This window comes from Cobetia sp. PS-4MA (assembly GCF_057670765.1).
In genome coordinates this window covers 2462728-2481707 of record NZ_CM173107.1, presented here as the reverse complement: position 1 = coordinate 2481707, position 18980 = coordinate 2462728, and the positions used below count along the sequence as shown (strand labels likewise).

The window sequence follows — 18980 nt, the reverse complement described above, 5'->3', positions numbered from 1 at the left end:
AGGCATCGACAAGAGGCAGGGGGCAGAAGAAGGCTGCAGATCACCAGGAAGGTGGAGGTGAGGTGGGGGAAGAGGTAAATCAGACACGCCACGGGCCTTGAGTAGGCGCCGTGGCGTGTCTGTCATGCGGCTTTCACCAGCGGGGGAGATCAGGCGTGTCGGGTGGCGATCAGGTGATCGGCCAGGGTCATCAACTCATCGGCCACATGGTCCGGTGTCGGGACATTGCTTGCCGGCAGCACGGCATTGTGCGGACGCGTCAGGAGTGCACCCTGCATGCCGGCTGCCTGGGCGCCGATGGTATCCCAGACGTGACAGGCGACCATGCACATGTCATCGAGCTTGACCTCGAGTTGCTCGGCCACGTGCTGGTAGGTCGCGGGCGCCGGCTTGAACTGTTCCACGGCTCCGACACTGAAGTGCTGCTCGAAGGCCTCGCTGATGCCGGCCTTTTCCAACGGTGTCGGTGAGGCACCGGCGGGAGAGTTGGTCAGGGTCACCAGACGGAAACCGGCCTGCTTCAAGCGCTCGAGCGCCGGTGCGACGTCGGGGTGAGCCGGCATCTCGGCCATGCGCGACTTGAGCTCATCGATATCGCTGTCCTTGAGCGTGACCTGATGGATATCGGCGACCATCTTCAGGACACCCACGCCAAGCTCACCGAAGGGGGTATAGCGATGCGCAAGCGTCAGGGTCTGGGAATACAGCACCAGTTGCGCGAACCATTCACGCAGCACGCCTTCATCGCCGAAGACGCGCCCGAACAGCGGTGAAAGGGTGGTGATGTCGAGCAGGGTCTCGTTGACGTCGAATACCAGAACGGAGACGGGCTTTGGGGTGGACATGAACACTCCTGGACAGACTGGGTGTGGGGTGTGGGCCTGGGGAGGCAGTACAGCGGATGTCGGTGAAAGGAATCTCCCTGCATTGCTGGCCCGGTAGCGCCCATCGATTGCCTACCAGCTTACGCAAATTTGAATGATTGCTCAACAATCGGCAGGAGGCGATCATGGTGGGGCCTGGCCATGACGAAAAAAGCCCCTTGCCCCCCTGATGACAGGGGGCAAGGGGCGCTGGTTCGATGCACGCATGCGCCGGTCATCGACTCATGCGTGCATCGCTGCCTGGGGCTTGATCAGTCGTTCTGATAGGCACCGGCGGCATAGGTCATTTCATAGCTGTGGCTGTAGACCTCGAGGATGTTGCCGAACGGGTCTTCCATGTAGACCATGCGGAACGGCTTCTCGCCCGGGAAGTACTCGCGTACCGGCATGCGCTGCTTGCCGCCGGCGGCCACGATGCGTTCGGCCAGCCCTTCGACGTCCGGGTCCTGAACGCAGAAGTGGAAGATGCCGGTCTTCCAGTACTCGAAGTTGTTCTCCGGCGTCTCGTGGTTCGGGAATTCGAAGATCTCGACCCCGATACGATCACCGGTGGACAGGTGGGCGATGCGGAAGCTGCCCCAACCCGGACCGAAGACATCGCTGCACATCACGCCGATGGCGGAGTCGTCTTCGGTGATGGTGGTCGGCTCCATCACCACGTACCACCCCAGTACCTCGGTATAGAACTTGACGGCGGCTTCCACATCACCGACGGACAGGCCGATGTGGGAGAAGGTGCGCGGATACGGTGTGTGCTTTTCGCTGCTCATGATTCACCTCGTGAAGGGAGTCGTGAAGGGAATTGGCTCAGTCACTGTCTGCGTGACGTTGGATGCCATCTTGGGCGTCATGAGCAATAATGAAAACTACGTAGCTGTTATGATAGTGATAAGAGTTCGTTATGGCGGACCGGCGTCGTCGCCGATCAGGACTGCCTGCTGTCAGGCCAGACACGTCCCGGGTGCCATGACTGTCGCAACGAGGAGCCGACATGCTGCAACCCCAGTGGTTACGTACCTTCCGCACTCTGGTGAGTGTCGGCAATTTCACGCGCACCGCAGAGCAGCTCGATCTGACCCAGGCCGCTGTCAGCCAGCATGTGCGACATCTGGAAACCCAGCTGGGCAAGCTGTTGATTCGACATCCTCGCAAGCTCGAGCTGACACCGGCCGGCCATGCGTTGCTGGATTACGCGCGCGAGATGGAGACGGCTGAGCAGCGCCTGGCCCAGCGCCTGGCCGGCAATGAAGACAGCCACGGGGATATTCGGCTGATCACGCCGGGTAGCATCGGACTGGCGCTTTACCCCCGCTTGCTGGCGCTGCAGCAGGCGTCACCCGGTCTCAATATCCATCATCGCTTCGCCCCCACGCGCGAAGTGGTGGAGTCAGTGCTTGAGAATCGCTTCGAGCTGGGCATCGTCACCCAGAAGCCGGATGACCCGCGCCTGAGCGTGACGGAGCTGACCCGCGAGCCACTTGAGCTGGTGGTGCCGGCGGGTGTCGAGATCCATGACTGGCGCGATCTCGAGACGTTGGGCTTCATCGATCATCCCGATGGCCAGGACATGGCGTCACGGCTGCTCAGTCGGCGTTTCCCGGGCAATCCGGGGGTCCGCTCATTGCCGCGCAGTGGCTCCACCAATCAGATCAGCCTGATTCTGGAACCGGTGGCCTGCGGGCTGGGCTTCAGTGTCGTGCCTCGCCATGCCCGTGAGGCCTTCCAGAATCCTCAGGCCATCAAGGTGGTGGCACCCGCAGACGGGGATGTCGAGGTGGTGGATACGCTGTGGTGGATCACGCGGGCGGAGTGGCCGCTGTCAGCGCGCGCCAGACGGGTACAGCGCGATCTTCAGGCCGGTCTCTGAGAGCTGATGAGTGAGGAGGGCGGGCGTCAGGCGTCAGGCAATGTCAGGCCTGAGAATTCGCGCATCAACCAGCGGGTGATGGGCTGGATCACGGCGCTGTTGGGATGGCGGACGCTCATGCGATAGCCATGACGGTCACGCGAGATATGCGGCGTCAGGGCGATCAGCGAGCCGTTGTCGAGCAGGTCCTGGATGACGTGGCTCCAGCCCAGCGCGACCCCCTGATGGTTGACGGCGGCGTTCAGCGTCAGCGGGAAGTTGTTGAAGGGAAAGGCCTTGTCGAGACGTGGTACCGGCAGTCCCGCATGACGACACCAGGTGGCCCAGTCCAGCCAGCGGCTATCGCGCATGTCCAGATGCAGCAGCGTGATGCGCGACAGCGCCTCGGCATCCAGCCCCTTCTCCAGCCCATGACGCCGCGCGTAATCCGGGGAGCAGACAGGAAAGGCGCGCTCCGCGACCACCAGCGTATCGCGATGATCGCCCGTCAGCGGCGGGCCGAAGCGGATCGCGATATCGGCCTGCTGCATCTGCGGGTCTTCATCGCGATCGATCGGCAGCAGCGTGAAGTGACACTCCGGAAAGGCCTGCTCCAACCGCTCCAGCCGCGGGCGCAGCCAGACGTGGGCGAAACCGGCACCCGCGGCGATGGTGATGCGCGGTGTCGGCTTGTGCACCTTGCGACGTGCTTCCGTGACGGCGCTGCAGACCTGGCCAAGTCCGCCTGCCAGTTCGGCATGGAAGCTCTCGCCGTAGTGGTTGAGGATCAGCCTGCCGCCCTGGCGATCGAACAGCGGATGGCCCAGGTGCTCCTCCAGCGCGCGGATGCGCTGGGAGATGGTGGGCTGGGTGGTATCCAGCTCATTGGCCGCAGCCGTCATCGAGCCCAGGCGAACCGTCACGTCAAAGGCGACCAGCCCGCGCAGGGAGGGCAGGTCATCCAGAGGGCTGGCGGTATCGTCTGGCGCAGGGGAGCGTGTCTTTCGGGCCGGCACGGGAGTCCTCGCTGTGATGCACTGTCACGGCGGTCCTGTCCTGGAATATCCGGGCCTGCGAGAGGCTTCACGCCGTACACCGCGGATATCAGGCAAGAGCGCCGCCTTGTATAGGCGGCACTTATACGCGACGCAGCGAGTGACATCAACGCTCAGCCCGGCGAATCAGGGCGCGAGGTCGCACCTGATCCTGACCAGGGTCGCACCTGTTCCTGTTGGAGGGCGTCCCTGAGCTTACTGAGTGCCGCGCTCGGCAATTCGCGCATGCCAGGCCGCGATGCTCTCGTCGGGATACTCGGCGTGATGGGCATCACGCGCCTCGTGCGCGACTTCCACCCAGTTGGCCTTGCTGTCGAGCATGATGTGGACATGCTCCGGTGGCACGGGCAGCGGGGTGTCTATCGCCCCCGCCTGCGGGTGGATCAGTTCTGGCCAGCGGGCATCGTAGAGCCACAGTGCACTGCCGCAGTGCTTGCAGAAATGACGTTCCGCCGGGCTTTCGACCCCGTCGATCACCGCGTGATAGATCGAGATGTGCTCGCGGCCTTCCACCTTGAGGGTGCCGGCGTCGCCCGCCAGGTTGATCGCATGGCCGCCGCTGCCTGCCGTCTTGCGACAGATCGAGCAGTAGCAGCGCTGGTACGGGTAGGGATGCGGCGACTCAAGCTGGAATGTGACGGCCTTGCAGTGGCACGAACCTTCAAGCTGCATGAGAAATTCTCCTTGTGATGCCTGGGCGAGGGTGCTGGCGAGGCTGGGGCGAGAGGGTGACGCGATCCAGAGGCAGGGGGATCGCTCTGTCACTTGCAGCTCTGCCTGCCCGGCAGGAGATTCTCACATCGCCAGCGCATAGACATAGACCTCGAGTTCACGATTGTCGTCGAGAATGACGGTGGTGACGCGACGCTGATAGATGGGGCCCTCGAAGTCATCGAGAGCGTCCCAATGCTCGAGCAGCTGCGGTGAGGAAAAGACGTGACCGCGTATCACCTGCCCCGTGTTGTCGACCACCAGACCGGGGAAGTTGTGCTCGGTACCCTGATCGCTGTTCTCGAGTCGGCCGCGCAGATAGGCCGGACGCCATTCGCCATCGATGTTGGCGATGACATGTTCGTTGAGTCCGCCTGGCCCCAGCGGGCCATAGATGAAGAGGTGTTCCATGTGTCTGCCTGTCGGGTCGGGGAGGGGGGAATGTGTCTCAAGGAGCGAGACTGCCGCATCATCAGGGACAGTCTTCATGGATACTTGCCTTGCCCCACGATGATGAAGGCTGAGTGGCGAGGTTCAACCCCCTGTTGGCGTGGTGCGCTCAACGCAACGCCCACAAACCACATTGCCCCCACTGGGCGGGCCAGTGGGGGCAATGGTCAATCACAGGAGTGGAGCAGGTTAGGCGCGATTCATGCGCCCGCCATCCACACGTTCAGACGCGGCTGTCGAAACCGCCGGCGGGCTCTTCGCCGATCACATCCGGATCGAAGGGCTTGCGTGCGAAGACGCGACGCAGAGCCGGCTCGAAGTGCTCCAGCGGCGGGGTCGGATAGTCCGGATCGAAGGCCGCCTGATCATAACGCTCGCAGAAATCCACACACTTCTGATACCAGGGGTGATCCTTGTAGATCTCGCGCTCGTTGCGGTCTTCGCCGTAGAAGTGACCGTAGTAGAACTTCTGGAACAGTCCATGGTGGTGGATGATCCAGGTGACCTCGGCACGCACATACGGGCGAATGATGGCGGCGGCCAGCTGCGAGTGATTGTAGGGCGCCAGCTCGTCACCCAGGTCATGCAGGAGGGTCGCGACGACGAGATCATCATCGCCACCGTCGGCTTCGGCACGTGCCGCTGACTGCAGGGAGTGCTCCAGACGGCTGACCTTGTAGCCGCTCAGACCATCATCGAGCTTGCGCAGGGCAAGCTTGAGGCGCTCCACCAGCCCTTCATTGAACTGATCCTCAAGACGCTCGAGCAACGCATAGTCTTCTGCGGTGCCGTCCTTCATCTGGGTGAATGAAACCTGATCCATTACGCCATTTCCTCACGGTTTTCTTGTTGTGCCTGCTGCTGACGCTGACGCATCAGGGTCGTGGCGAAGCGCTCACGCGGGCCGTCGCTGTCCATGTAGCAGCCCTGCAGGTGACGATGCCCCTCATTGGTGTCGAACGCCGTACGGCCATGCAGCACGCGGGTGTTGTCGAACATCATCAGCTCACCGGACTCGAGCTGGAAGCGAATCTCGTTGGCCGGGTCCTGGAACAGCTGTCCAAGACGCTGGCGGGCCTGATGGTAGCGGCGCGTGTTCTCCAGCGACATGTGCGGCAGATGATCAAGACGCGGGCTGTAGTTGACGCCGATCGGCTCACCATCGGCGCTCTCACGGATCACGCAGCGACGCGTGGTCAGCTCGGTGCCGGCATCCAGGAAGCGGAAGCCCACCGGGGTGGTGCGCAGCAGTTCATAACCTTCCGGCATCTCGGCCTTGAGCTGCTTGAGCGCATTCAGGCTGTCGACCAGCGTGGATAGACCGCCAGTGGTCTCGTTGACCAGGCAATGCAGCATCTGGATGCCCGGCACCGGATCACGATACGGATTATCGGTGTGCGGTCCAAGTGCCACGCTGCGATAGGCGAGATCGTTGCCGGTCGGGCGCGAATACACCTCGAAGTAGCTGCCGAAGTTGGTGTCCTTCACGTAACCGAAGTGACCGGCCACTTCCAGAATGCGCTCCGGATCGGTCGGCACGTTCTGCACGATGATGTAGCCAAAGCGCAGATAGGCCTCCAGTGCCTTCTGGAAGTCCTCATTGTTGCCCATCTTCTCCCAGTCGACGCGCTGCGCCTGCTGATCGATGCCCGCATCCCAGCTCTCGGCCTTGGGGAACGGTGTGATGCCCTGCAGCTCATGCGCCAGCAGGGTGAGGTCATACACCTCGCAATGCCCGTCACTGAAAGTGAATTCCACGTGCGTCTCATCGACCGGGCGCGCCGCGGTCAACTCGAGATTGACGTCGATGGCATGCGAATCGAACAGACGCTGGGTGGTGACCTCATCGAGCTGCTCCGGGTCCTGGGTGCGCTCGCGCAGCCACAGCGGGCTGACCGGCTCGGGGCCTTCAGCGGTGATCAGGTTCAGTGACAGCGGCGACTCGCTCAGGGTCAGCGGCAGCGCGTCGGACAGGGCATTGGTCAGGGACATGCAGGCATCTCTCCATTAGCACGGTTGTATATCGTGGCCATTATGGGAGCGAGGCATGGGACCTAAGTAGGGGGTGAGTGTTATCGGAGGGCATGCATTTTTCTTATGGGGAATCTCTGGGAAGTCAGCTGCAGAAGGTCAGTCCGGAGGCACGTTTTATACCAGACCCACAGTTGTAGATCTGGTATTTTAGAGTCCGATAATTGCATCGTTTACAAACTCCACAGTCGTATCTCTATCAGAACCCCCAGGTATCGCTGAGTACCACAGGCTGATTCGTATCAAGAAAAGCGAAATCGCTACTCCCTTGAGCGCGCACTCATATAGTTACAGCATACACTCGTATCGCTCCAAATATAGAGAACAGGCACGTATTAAAAAGAACGCACGTTGTATCGCTTTGCATGCATTACCCTATCGCTTCCAATAATCCCCTTTATTTTATGTGCTTAATTAAATCAGTCACTTGCTGTAGAGCAATAGATGAGAAGTCGCACTTTGTTGTCATATGGTAAGCCATTCTAGGGGGCAGCGTTCCTTGTCATTCAGCAAAATATGCCGATTTCCTGATGGCCATCAACAGGTTGTGAGGATGGCCTGACCTAACGGACTACCCCGGGGGCGGTCCGGAAATTTCCGCGTGGGAGCGGCTGTTGAGGGCCTGTCGGAGGAGGTGAGATTCCGTGGCATCGTAACGCACCATGAGGGGGAAAGGGAAATAATATAATTGGATTTGCCATGTATTATTATTGCGTTATTTGCGGTTTGTTGTATGAGTCATGCAAGGCAGCCACCTCCATATAATATGGAGGAGTTATCGTTATCCTTCTGTCGCAGTGCCAATCGGGTGGGAATCTGGCTCGAAACGACGTCGTGGTCGGTCAATGGGATATACATGGCAAGGAGGCACCAGCGGACGGAACTCGAGCAGCGCCTTCAGTGCGCCCTGAAAGGGACACGGAGAACTTCGGACTGGCGATAGCCTGACGTCTATTGTCACGACATGTGACGGGATATCGTCATGTACCGTGAGCGCTTTCAGCCCTGTCAACATGACCCCCCATCTCTTGGCGATGCGGTGAGTGATGGAAGAGAGCGACGTGCGTCTGCCAACTCGCTGTCTCGATGTGAATGGCGGCAGGACCATGTCCCGTGCCGGTCTCTCAGGGAGAGGCCGGCACGGTGGGTGGGCAGGCAAGGAGCGAGGGATCGTCTCGCCCCCAAGACATCATGTCGGGCGTATCACATGGGTGAGGTACTCTCGAGAGAAGTGAATCTCTGCGATGAGGTCGCGGTCTGAGTCGGGGCCTGGAGTGTCTGCCGCGAGCCTGGCGATCATGGCATCGGTCAGTGTGCCGGGAGGCCGTCGATGAGGCGGCAGTCGGGCATAGTCCTGCGTTTCGAGCTCAGGGGGAGCGCCCTGGCGCAACGGTCGTGCATGAGGTAGGGCCTTGGGCGCGCTACCGGCGAAGCTTGAGTACTGAATTCGTGAATGCGACTCCGGGAGGTCCTCCAGCGCGCGTTGGGCATAGCGCTCCAACAAGGGGTCTTGCAACATGAAGAGGTCACACTGTCCATCGAGGTGGTTCTGGCGACGAATGATGCGACCCAAGGCTTGGCGAAAGTACTGTTCCGTCTTGATGTGGCTCAGGTAACAGCATACCCGCAGGCGTGGGAGATCAACGCCTTCGCTGATCATGTTGACCGAGATGATCCATTGGGCGCTCGTCTGTTGAAAACGGGCCAGCATCTCATGGGCTCCCGGTAACTGGCTGTGGACCAGGCAGGTGGTATGTCCCTGCTGATCAAGCCTTTCAGCGATAGCGCTGGCATGGGCGATATCGGCGGCAATCACCAAGCCAGCCGCCGTCGGGTCTTCCCGGCGCCACCAGGCCAATTGATCGGTGGCCTGGTGGAGTAGCTGCGTCACGAGGCCATCATGGCGAACCAACGACGCATAAGGCACCTGCGGATGTCTCAGTAATGCAGGCAGACTGGTATAGCGCTTCGTGTTAGAAGGCTGAGCTGGTGTGGCATGCGTGCGCAGCAGAATCTCTCGGTTGTCGAGCATATGCATCGTCGGAATTCTGCACACCTGATCGTCGATGGCTTCGCGTAGGGAGTAGATGAATCCGGGAATCAGGCGGCGGTCAGGCGAGTGCGCAGCGCCGGATGACGATGCCGCATCGTGAGCCTGATAATGCAGCAAGGGTAAACAGCTTCCATCCGCCCGCCATGGCGTGCCCGACAGCGCCAGAGTGAAGCGAACGTATTGCTCAAGGGATAGCAGGGCGTTACCCCATTGATTGAGTCCCGTGACATGAGTGCCATCGGCACTGGTTTGACTGGCGGCATGATGGCTTTCATCCCAGATCATCAGTACTCGCCCTCTCTGGCAAAGTTGCTTCAGCGTGTCGAGTCGGTGGTGAAGCGCTTGATAGGTCACGCAGGTCCCTGCATCGCTGGCCTGTCCGCGCAGAGGACGCTCCAGTACGCGCTCGAACTGTTGCCTTGCCTGTTGCACGATGGTGCTCGTGGGGCCGAGATAGAGAATCAAGTCGATACTGCCATTGAGCATCAGCTCCTCGGCCAGTACCGCTGACATGAGCATCTTCCCGGCCCCCGGTGTGGCCTGGCAGAGAAAGTGAGGGCTATCGTCGTTCAGCACCTGAAGTGCAGTTTCAATGCAGCGCGCTTGCCAGTCCCGCAGAGGCGGTGTCTTGCCATTTTTCACTAGACGGTTGTGCGATCTGTGTCTCATGCCTCGCCCTCCGGCATTGTCACTGCACGAAGTTGGATCAAGGCCATGTAGTGTCCCCACGCTTTCATCGCCATGTCCTCGGCATTCTTTCGCGCCGCAAGTATCACGTCGCGCCATTGTGGCTTTTGGTGTAGGGAGAGGTCGAAGTACTCGATCATGTAACCGATCTCTTGTCGCGTGACGAGATTCTGAGCAATCAATTTCTCCAACTCACGCTGATCTTCCTCCGTAAATGGCAGAGTGGGAGCCTGAGGAGCCTCGATGGGCGTATCGTGAGTGGCGGCCTCCTTTACCGTGATCGTAGTGGAATGGACAGGCTCGAGCCCCGGGGCGACCGGCATTTGTAGTGCGCTGAGCATTTGAAACAGCTTGCGTTTCTTGCCTCGAATACCGACTTCAATGGCAAGTCCCTTGTCGATGCACTGCATCAAGCGCTTGGTAATGGCGCGATAGAGAGTGTGTTTGTCGAGAGACTTGAGTGATGAGTGTGTCAGTAGCGCATCTCGACATTCCACAATGGTGAAGTGAGATTTAGTCTCGGCATATTGATTCAAGAGCGGAATCAGACACTGATTGATGGTGTGTCGACGTTTGAGTTGGCGGTCGTCGCCCTGGTGTTGGGTACCATTAACCGGTGAAGTGTCAGGCAATGATGTTGCGTCAGTCATTGGAGCGTCCCTCGGGTCGATAATCATGAAACAGATCATGGTGCTGACACGTTGTGGTCAGTCATTTCGACTCTACGAGAGTTCAAGAATCTGGGAAGTCGATCTGCAATACGTCGAGGCCTGACGTTTACCGTCTGCAGGAGACAGATATTTTAATTCTGCAGGCGGCAGATATTTTCAGACTGTAGGAGAGAGATTTTCATGAGAAGGCGCGTCAATGACTCTCGGATATGCGTACCCTTTACTCAGCATGACGTGAGACTAAGTTGATGTATTTAAAAGATTAATCCTTCTAATGGGCAGCGATCGAGCTCTATCAGGACAGATACGATGTTGACTGAGAGCGTGGTGGTAATTCACTAGGCGATAGTGGTGCCAGACCTCCTATGTCACGAGATGATGTTGTCTAAACCATTTTTAATGATTTAAGTTGCTGGTCGTGACCTGATGCGATTTGAATCGACGGTGATATATGACCATTTTGTCAAAGACAGACTACGTCGCCACAGTCATGTCGGGCGATCCATTGCTGGAGTTGGTGTCATTTTTGGACGCCTGAAGAAGGTCCTATCGAAGCCTGCTGATATTGGCCGGCGCGACGGATGAGACGCTGTGTCATTCGCAAGCGTCAGGCGATCGGCCGGGATGCGAGGAGAGGGATTGGCTGTCATAGCCTGAGTAAAAAGGCATGTCCGGGGAGCTGTATTCGCTGATCTGTTGTCGTCAGTTGGCAAACTGACGGCGCACGTGATCCATCATCCCCTGGTGGATAAGACGCTAAAGGAGGATAGGGCACTGGGTGAGGCTAAAGAGGCCAACATAGAGAGCGGGGAGTGGCGTGATATCCACTTCAGCCACTACGCATTCACGCTTACCTGGTTGCATGGCTCTGTCGATCGCGACATGAAGATCACTTCGGTAATGAGTGCTCGGTAGGCCTGAGTGAGGTGAGCACAATGAAGAAGGTCATGCGAACGGGCAGCATCACGATGGCGTAGCCTTGAGGTGGGCACTGCCGCGAGCCTGTTTGACCGGACATGCTCGAGAACGGGAGCTGGCCAGTCGGTAGGGGGCCAAGGCCGAATTGGATGGAGGGAGATAGCATGAGCAGCGTGCCCAGGATCATGAACGATCCCGGCTTTGTGAGTGATGCCTTGATCTAGGTGCTGCGCAAGCGAGATGCTGGGTAAGCCACCGCATTGCTCAGCAGAGACGGCGAGCATGGCGGTTGCGAGTCGGTAATGTGCAAGAGTCTGGTCAAGGGGAAGTCAGCAGACGAGCTGATAGAGTTCGATCGTGTGAGCATGGCAGACCTGTTCAAGTTAAAGATCCGCCCATTTCGTCGCGTGCGTGTCATGTATCCTGAGCGCTGGCACATTGCGCTGTAGGGACACTGCATGAGTGACTGACAACGGGGGGTGGCCATTGATGCTGCGCGACCACGCCTTGATCTTACCGGCTTCGGTAGTCCCGGCGTGATGATGAACACTCCCGCGAACGATCGCGTCTTTCGTCAGCAGGTAGCGCTAAACAACAGCAGGAGATCATTGGGGCCGGTAGGCCTTGTAGTCGTACTCCCGCCCAAGGTGCCGCCTTGGCGCGTTCTTTCGTGAAAATAAAAATGAGATTTAATCATATTAAGGGAGGATTGGCCGTTCGTGCTGATCAAGGTACCTGAAATCACTGGCATGCCTGTTTCTCAGGATATTTAGCGTTGAGACTTAAACGGCAAGTTTCTTTATCCTCTTGTTCGTGCATTGAGGTAAGACCTCTTCACCCTGTACGAGGTTTCCCACAATGATCAACGCGTGCGACGTACTTCGTAATAAGGCGTCGTAGGCCGATAGGATGGTTTCTTCTTCGTTGAGTGTCGTCTGCCAAATGGCGTGACCGCCACTGTCATCAGGAGTCGCTAAAGAATCCACCATGAATGCCGTTAGCCAGTGATTCAGTCTGCATGACAATGTCGGCAGTGATCGAGCATGGCGTACGACCCTTCAAGGACTTTCACACGCTGGATGACCATGACTTCATATCCCGTACCAGACTCTCCTGATGAAAGTGCTCGTTACGCGGCCACCTCTCGGTTGGCTTCACGTCTTTTCATGTACCTCACTGTCTTCCTGTTTTTCATGGCGGGTGGCGCTCTGGTATATCTCAGTATGGCGATTGATGAAGAGCAGCTGGCACATGACAAAGCCGATGTCTTGCTGGCCCTAGAGGATCGTCAGACACAGATTGCCATTGCCTTGGATGATTACGCCTTCTGGATTGATTCGTATCAGTACACCTATGGTGCCGTCGACCATGAGTGGGCGTATGACCGAGATAACATTGGCCCCTCTCTGTATCCCACCTATGGATTGGAGGGCGTGTTCATCGTAGGACCGGCAGGTGGTACTCGCTATGCGCTCCTCGAAGGTGAGTTGCAAGATGTCAATCTCGAGGATTGGGTCGAGAGTGACGTACCACGGTTGCTGGAAAGTGCCAGAGAGGGCTCACGGGAGGATGAGGTCGCCACGGAATATACGACAGTGGGCGGTGTGCCGGCAGTCGTGTCCGCTGCCGTGATTCGTCCCGACAGTTCCTACACTCAGTTCGAGACGCTTTCCTACCTTGTGTATGTCGACATTCTGGATGGGGCTAAACTTGCTGCCATCTCGGAACGTTACGGGCTGACGGATCTGCGTATTGGTGTTGTTGGGTCCAAGGACATCGAAGAGCCCTACGTGATTCTCGCCACTGAGAATGTCGGGGACATTGTCGTGCAATGGCAGAAAGAGGCTTATGGCCGACATCTTCTGATCAACGTCTTGCCTCTCTGGGGGATGGTGGGAGCGTTGGTCGTGTTCCTGTTGATATGGCTTCGCAAGCATTTGCATCATGCCAGTCAGGCTGTGGTCGAGGTACAGCATGCCTTGAAGCTCAGTGAGCGTCGCTTCAAGAATTTGTCAGAAATCTCCTCGGACTGGATCTGGCAGTCCGATACGCAGCAGGTCTTGACCTACCTGTCAGATCGATTTGAGCCGTTGACGGGGCTCACGGCATCCGAGTGGCTAGGTAGGCCCTTGTCAGAACTCTTGCATTACGATCCGTCGATATTGGCCGACATTGCGGCTCACGGTGCGGGCGCTGGACGTCAACCAATCGCGTGTGAGTTGCAGGATGGAGAGGGCCGCACTCGGTATTGCCAGGTCTTTGCCTGTGAATTTCGTGCCGGTGGAGAGCTCAAGGGGTACCAGGGGACCGTGTGTGACATCACGCGTGAAATGGAAGCCAAGGCGCAGATCGAGCACATCAGTCAACATGATCCGCTGACCGGGCTCGCCAACCGCCATCGGCTCGATCGGTTTCTTGACGAGAGGTTGCGTACCGAGGTGAGTGGTGACCAGCCGTTGTTCGTGCTGGCGCTTGATCTTGATCGGTTCAAGCCAGTCAATGATACCTACGGGCACGCAGTTGGGGATCAGGTGCTCCGTGAAATTGCGAAAGCGATCCAAGGCTGCATAGAGGATCGCGATATGGTCGCAAGACTCGGGGGAGATGAATTCATTGTGGTCGCCACGCAGTGCAAGACGCCTCAGGACGCAACACGACTGGGCCAGTGTCTGATCGACAAGATCAATCAACCGATCCAGATCGAGAATCACGTGATTCACGTCGGGACCAGCATTGGTATCGTCGCCGCGCCGTATCATGCATTGACTCATGATGCGCTGTTGCGGGGTGCGGATATTGCGCTTTATGAAGCCAAGTCCCAGGGCAGAAATGTGGCATGCATCTACGACCCTTCCATGAGCGAGCGCATCATGGAGCGACGTCAGCTGGAAATGGATTTGTGCCAAGCTGTCGCGCGCAAGGAGTTGCGGCTTGAGTTTCAGCCGCGTTTCGATGCAATGACTCAGGACATCATCGGCGCAGAGGCGTTGGTACGCTGGCATCACCCTATTCGGGATGTGTTAAGTCCGGCTTGCTTCATTCCTGTGGCAGAAGAAAATGGCGTGATCTTCGAGATCAGCGATTGGGTCTTGCGAGAAGCCTGCTGGAACGCCATGAGTTGGGACAACAAGCTTTGGGTGTCAGTCAATCTGTCGCCGGTCGAGTTCCAGCGTCATGATCTGGTGCAGCGCATCCAACGGGTACTTGAGGAAACTGGCTTGTCTGCTGAACGTCTGGAGCTGGAAATCACCGAGAACATCATGCGGGAGGATTCCGAGGCGATCCTGACGACGATGAGCGATCTCAAAGCTCTCGGGGTTCGGCTGTCAATGGATAATTTCGGGACGGATTACTCCTCGCTGGGGTACCTGCAAAGCTATCCATTCGATGGCATCAAGATTGATCGCAGCTTTCTCATGTACCTCGATCATTCCGAGCGTCATGAGGCGGTCGTGGATGCGATCATCAGAATGGGGCATGCCCTGTCTCTCAATGTGACAGTTGGCGGTGTGGAAACGACCGAGCAGCTCGAGAGGGTCTCCAGCCTATCCTGTGACCAGGTACAAGGGTTCTATCTTGGCCCGCCAGTCTCACCAACCTCTTTCAAGGAGCTGTTATGTGACGATGTCTCCCGCTAATGTCGGGACATGCGTCATCGGCGTGTCTCGCGTTGTACGATTCACTCTCTATCGAGGATCGTGTCGAGTTCGATCTCCCGTTGAGAGCGGCATCGATGCCTGATCGTCATAGGGAGCTGATTGCAATGTTCCGGGAAGCGCAAACGCCGCCGACGTCCTGTTCAGGGTGCCGGCGGCGTTTGCGTGTGGGCCTTACCGCTGAAGGCGTCAATGCATCTCGGTTATGACCCCGTTACCGTTACCGAGGAAGCGGTAGGTGGTGGCTCGTGCGAGCCAGAGGAGATGTCCTCGATTGGCTCGCACGCCCGGGGTGTTGGCCAGATCGAGAGTTTTATCGACCTGGCTGAGGAATTGCAGATGGCGCTGATAGTCATTCAGGACGTCATGAGCGACCTGCGTATGTGTGAAGCCATTGATATCCTGGCCGATCCTCCCTTCGGCGAGATGCACATCCAGTCGTAGACAGTCGTCATTATCTGCGGGCAGGAAGCTCGGGGTACGCATGCGGCATGGACGCACCTGATACAGGAAGGCGGGGCGCCGGGAAAATCAACCTGCAGGGTGGGGCCCATCCATGTGTGTGGCGACTCTCTTGGCAGTGCTGGATGGCGTCGAGGATGTCATGGAAAGGGAGCTTGTCGTTTTCCTACGCCTGGGCAATCTGACCCTGAAGAAGCACCAGGCGTAGTGACTTCGAACGACATGTCACGATGAGGTTGGAACATCTCGTCGGACACAGGGTATGGAGTATCGTGGCGTGGGGCAGTCAATTGCGTGACATCAGAGGCCCCGGATTATCAAGATAGCGTTCTCGAATATGCTGTGCCGACCAATAGGTGAGGGCTGCGACCGTTCCCGTGGGGTTGTGTTGCATATTCTGTGGGAAGGCACTGGCCCCCATGACGAAGAGATTGTGCGCATCCCAATGCTGTAGATATCGATTGAGGACGGATGTCTTTGGATCTGTCCCCATGATGGCACCACCGGTCAGATGCGTTGACTGATAACTTGAGGGATCGAAGTGGTCACCCCGCTGTTTGACGCTCTCGGTATGATAGTCCGGTTGCAACTGGGCGACGATTTCACGCATCCGCTCTGCCATGAATTCCGTCATTCGTAGGTCGTTATCTTTCCAGTCATAGGTCATGCGCAGCAAGGGATCACCATGCGGATCCTTGTACGTGGGATCCAGATCCAGGTAGACGTCTCGATAGGACATGTTCGTACCTGTCGTACCCAGCATCATATGGTGGCCGTAGTGCTCGCGGACCTGCTTTTTCCATTCACTACCCCATTGCGGCGTTCCCGGAGGCGTGCGTAGTGCACCGATCGCGCCTCCCGGGCCTTGGGTGGTATAGATGTAGGAGCCCCCAATGAAACCGTGTTGCTCGGTATCGAAGGTATCGGGACTGAAGTCATCAATCACCTGTCCACTCCCTCCAGCCGAGATGAAGGGGTTGAATTGATGATCCTTGAAGTAAAGATCCATGGAGCCCGTGATCTGGTAGGAGAAGTTGCGCCCCACCACCCCGGTGTTGCTTTCCGGGTCATAGGGTTTTCCAATCTCGGATAACAGCAACAAGCGGACATTGGATAAGGGAAATGAGGCAAGAATGACCATTCCCGCAGGCTGAAAGACCTCATTGCCATCAGCATCGCGATAGATGACCCCTTTGACCGTGTCATCTTCCTCGTGCTTCACGATACGTGTGACTTCACAGCCCGTCCGATACGCGAAGTTCTCGCGTTGCTTGAGTGCATCAAGCGTGCAGGTTTGTGGGGATGCCTTGGAATAGTTGAGGCATCCGTAGTTGCTGCAAAAGCCGCAGAAGTTACAGGGACCCAATTGCATGCCATAGGGGTTGGTCCATGCGCCCGATACATTGGCAGAGGGGTAGGGATATGGGTGCCAGCCCAGTGCCTTGGTCGCCTTGGTGAACAAGGTATCCGTCAGGGTTCTCGGCAAGGGAGGGAGCGGGAACGGATTCTTGCGCGGCCCTTCGAAGGGATTCCCGCCTTCGATCATTTCTCCCTGGATGTTGCCAGCCTGACCGGACAAGCCTGCGACCTTTTCGAAGAAGTCATAGTGAGGTTCCAGCTCTTCATAGCTGACGCCGTAGTCCTGGATGGTCATGTCCTCAGGCAAAAAGCCTGGAGAAAAGGTGCGATCGGCAAAGCTCTTGAGTGCCAGTTCGTTTGGTGTGGCGCGATACAGCACCCCTGTCCAATGCGAACCGGCACCGCCCACGCCATCACCGGGATGGAAGGTAGTCCAATGACGTTGGGGAATGGCCTGTTCCTGGCGATTTCGTCGTATCGTGACGGTGCTCTGACGTGGGCGTTGCATCATCTTGAGGCGTACCCCGTACTTGAGCTCATCCGCAGGCTTGGGATACAGGAAGTCTTCTTTGCTCCGATCTGCTCCGCGCTCAAGCGCAAGCACGTTCAATCCAGCGCTCGTCATTTCCAGGCCCATTATCGAGCCGGTCCAGCCAAGACCGATGATGACGACATCGACGTCTGGTTGTGTGATGGACATGTCGTGATTCCTTTCAGTTCGACGGGGGGGTGGAGGCAGCGTCTTCGCGAGCATGATCCAGGGAGTCTGGACGCCCTTGTTGCGCCGGCTTGCCAGGCCCGTGCGCCTGTCTCACCTCAGCCACCTGCTCAGGAGTCACCCTGGAGGCATCATTGCTCCAGCTCTGTCGGACGAAACTTGCCAGGCTGGCGGCTTCCTCGTTGCTCAAGCGCCAGTCAAAACCTGGCATTTGCAAGCGTTCCGGGCGTTTTGGCGTCGACGGCAACTGTGCGCCATACAGGATGGTGCTGATCAGGGCTGTCGGATTGTCAGCGTTGACCTGGGTGTTGCCGGAAAGCGGGGGGAAGACGCTATCGGCGCCTCTGCCATTGGCGAAATGACAAGCATTGCAGTTGTCCAGATACAGACGTGCCCCCTCGTCCAGGGAAGTCGCGCTCGTCAGTTGCCGTGTCGTGGCATCCGGTGCTGTGTAGGAAGATGGCGTCGATGCGGGGGCGGATGAGGCGCGTTGCTTGTCCGTGGCGCCCAGCGTCGTCAGATAGGCCGCGATGGACGATAAGTCCGCATCAGTGAGGTGAGACGTGCTGTGCTGAATGACAGAGGTCATTTCGCCGCCAGTCGCGGCGTGGCGATTGCGTCCAGTGGCCAGATAATCGATGACATCGTCTTCCGACCAATCGCGTAATCCTGATGCGTCGCCCCCACGCAGAGAAGGTACCTGCCACTCGTTCAGCTCAGTTCCAGCCAGGTACTCGTCGCCGTCCTGGTCGTTGAGCGCTTTTTCCTGCATGAACAGGCCGCGGGGCGTATGACAACTGCCGCAATGTCCCGCGCCTTGCACCAGATAGCGTCCACGCTCCAACAGTTGCTGTCGATCACCAGAGAGATCACTGGAAAGGTTGGCGAAAGAAGTATTCGATACCTCATCGACGAACAGCCAGTTCCAGAACCGAATCGCCCAGCGCTGATTGAATGGGAAGCTGAGAGAGGTCTTTGGTGCGGGCTCGGTGACAGGGGCGACTCCCTCCATGAAATAGGCATACAGTGCCTTGATATCGTCGTCACTCAGGCTGGCATAAGACGGGTACGGCATTGCCGGGTACAGATAACTGCCATCTGCACGTATCCCTTGTCGCAGAGCAGCGGCGAAATCCTGCTCACGATATTCCCCGATCCCTGCCTTGGGCGCTGGCGTGATATTGGTGGCGTAGATGGTACCGAAGGGGCTCTCGATGGGGCGTCCCCCTGCGTACTCTTTATTCGCGCCCTCACGGGTGTGGCACGCCATGCAATCTGCTGCTCGGGCCAGGTAGGCGCCGCGCTTGATCAGTTGGGGATTGGCCGCACTATCCGTACTGATAGAGGACTGACTATGTGTAGGACTGTCACCGAGAACGGCCATTGCCGCACCTGCGGCACTCACGGCAGCCGCCAGGAGTGCGAGGCGTACTGGCCAATTTCTGTATTGGGGCATCCGTTGCTCCTGTTACCCGTCGT

General features: G+C 58.0%; 14 protein-coding genes. 3 read left to right on the top strand and 11 right to left on the bottom strand.

Annotated elements, in window-relative coordinates; all coding sequences use genetic code 11:
* Positions 1–149: 149 nt before the first annotated feature.
* A complete protein-coding gene (locus AC26AR_RS10490; RefSeq protein ID WP_279856099.1) occupies positions 150–845 on the bottom strand; it encodes a haloacid dehalogenase type II in 696 nt (231 codons plus the stop codon).
* 290 nt (positions 846–1135) lie between these two features.
* Positions 1136–1654: a lactoylglutathione lyase family protein gene (locus tag AC26AR_RS10485; protein ID WP_077373992.1), complete on the bottom strand. Its 519-nt coding sequence runs from the start codon at positions 1652–1654 to the stop codon at positions 1136–1138.
* 221 nt (positions 1655–1875) lie between these two features.
* Here AC26AR_RS10485 and AC26AR_RS10480 point away from each other — a divergent pair, with 221 nt between their 5' ends.
* The gene (locus tag AC26AR_RS10480) at positions 1876–2751 is read left to right on the top strand and encodes a LysR family transcriptional regulator (RefSeq protein WP_077373989.1); all 876 of its coding nucleotides are present in this window, start codon (positions 1876–1878) and stop codon (positions 2749–2751) included.
* Positions 2752–2777: 26 nt separating this feature from the next.
* Here the strand turns inward: AC26AR_RS10480 and AC26AR_RS10475 are convergent, their stop codons facing one another.
* From AC26AR_RS10475 to AC26AR_RS10445, 7 genes are all read right to left on the bottom strand, one after another.
* Entirely contained in the window at positions 2778–3746 is a 969-nt protein-coding gene (locus AC26AR_RS10475) for a LysR substrate-binding domain-containing protein (protein ID WP_141392023.1), read from the bottom strand.
* Between the two features lie 234 nt (positions 3747–3980).
* A complete protein-coding gene (locus tag AC26AR_RS10470; protein ID WP_077373983.1) occupies positions 3981–4457 on the bottom strand; it encodes a GFA family protein in 477 nt (158 codons plus the stop codon).
* 123 nt (positions 4458–4580) lie between these two features.
* Positions 4581–4907, bottom strand: a complete 327-nt coding sequence (locus AC26AR_RS10465; protein ID WP_488106985.1) for a gamma-glutamylcyclotransferase family protein — start codon at positions 4905–4907, stop codon at positions 4581–4583.
* 262 nt (positions 4908–5169) lie between these two features.
* On the bottom strand, positions 5170–5769 hold the full coding sequence (locus AC26AR_RS10460) for an HD domain-containing protein (protein WP_077373977.1): 600 nt from the start codon (positions 5767–5769) through the stop codon (positions 5170–5172).
* Positions 5769–6938: a TauD/TfdA family dioxygenase gene (locus tag AC26AR_RS10455; protein ID WP_488106984.1), complete on the bottom strand. Its 1170-nt coding sequence runs from the start codon at positions 6936–6938 to the stop codon at positions 5769–5771. Before AC26AR_RS10455 ends, AC26AR_RS10460 begins: the two co-directional genes overlap by 1 nt.
* Before the next feature lie 1228 nt (positions 6939–8166).
* Entirely contained in the window at positions 8167–9699 is a 1533-nt protein-coding gene (locus AC26AR_RS10450) for a DEAD/DEAH box helicase (protein ID WP_488106983.1), read from the bottom strand.
* A complete protein-coding gene (locus AC26AR_RS10445) occupies positions 9696–10367 on the bottom strand; it encodes a hypothetical protein (RefSeq protein ID WP_488106982.1) in 672 nt (223 codons plus the stop codon). Before AC26AR_RS10445 ends, AC26AR_RS10450 begins: the two co-directional genes overlap by 4 nt.
* Before the next feature lie 2018 nt (positions 10368–12385).
* Here AC26AR_RS10445 and AC26AR_RS10440 point away from each other — a divergent pair.
* Together AC26AR_RS10440 and AC26AR_RS10435 are read left to right on the top strand one after the other, a co-directional pair.
* Positions 12386–14944, top strand: a complete 2559-nt coding sequence (locus tag AC26AR_RS10440) for a bifunctional diguanylate cyclase/phosphodiesterase (RefSeq protein WP_488106981.1) — start codon at positions 12386–12388, stop codon at positions 14942–14944.
* A 210-nt stretch (positions 14945–15154) separates the two neighbouring features.
* Positions 15155–15406, top strand: coding sequence for a hypothetical protein (locus AC26AR_RS10435; RefSeq protein ID WP_169477195.1), 252 nt, complete (start codon positions 15155–15157; stop codon positions 15404–15406).
* Positions 15407–15710: 304 nt separating this feature from the next.
* Here the strand turns inward: AC26AR_RS10435 and AC26AR_RS10430 are convergent, their stop codons facing one another.
* Positions 15711–17483: a GMC family oxidoreductase gene (locus tag AC26AR_RS10430; protein ID WP_488106980.1), complete on the bottom strand. Its 1773-nt coding sequence runs from the start codon at positions 17481–17483 to the stop codon at positions 15711–15713.
* A 13-nt stretch (positions 17484–17496) separates the two neighbouring features.
* On the bottom strand, positions 17497–18885 hold the full coding sequence (locus tag AC26AR_RS10425) for a c-type cytochrome (protein WP_488106979.1): 1389 nt from the start codon (positions 18883–18885) through the stop codon (positions 17497–17499).
* Between the last annotated feature and the right edge of the window lie 95 nt (positions 18886–18980).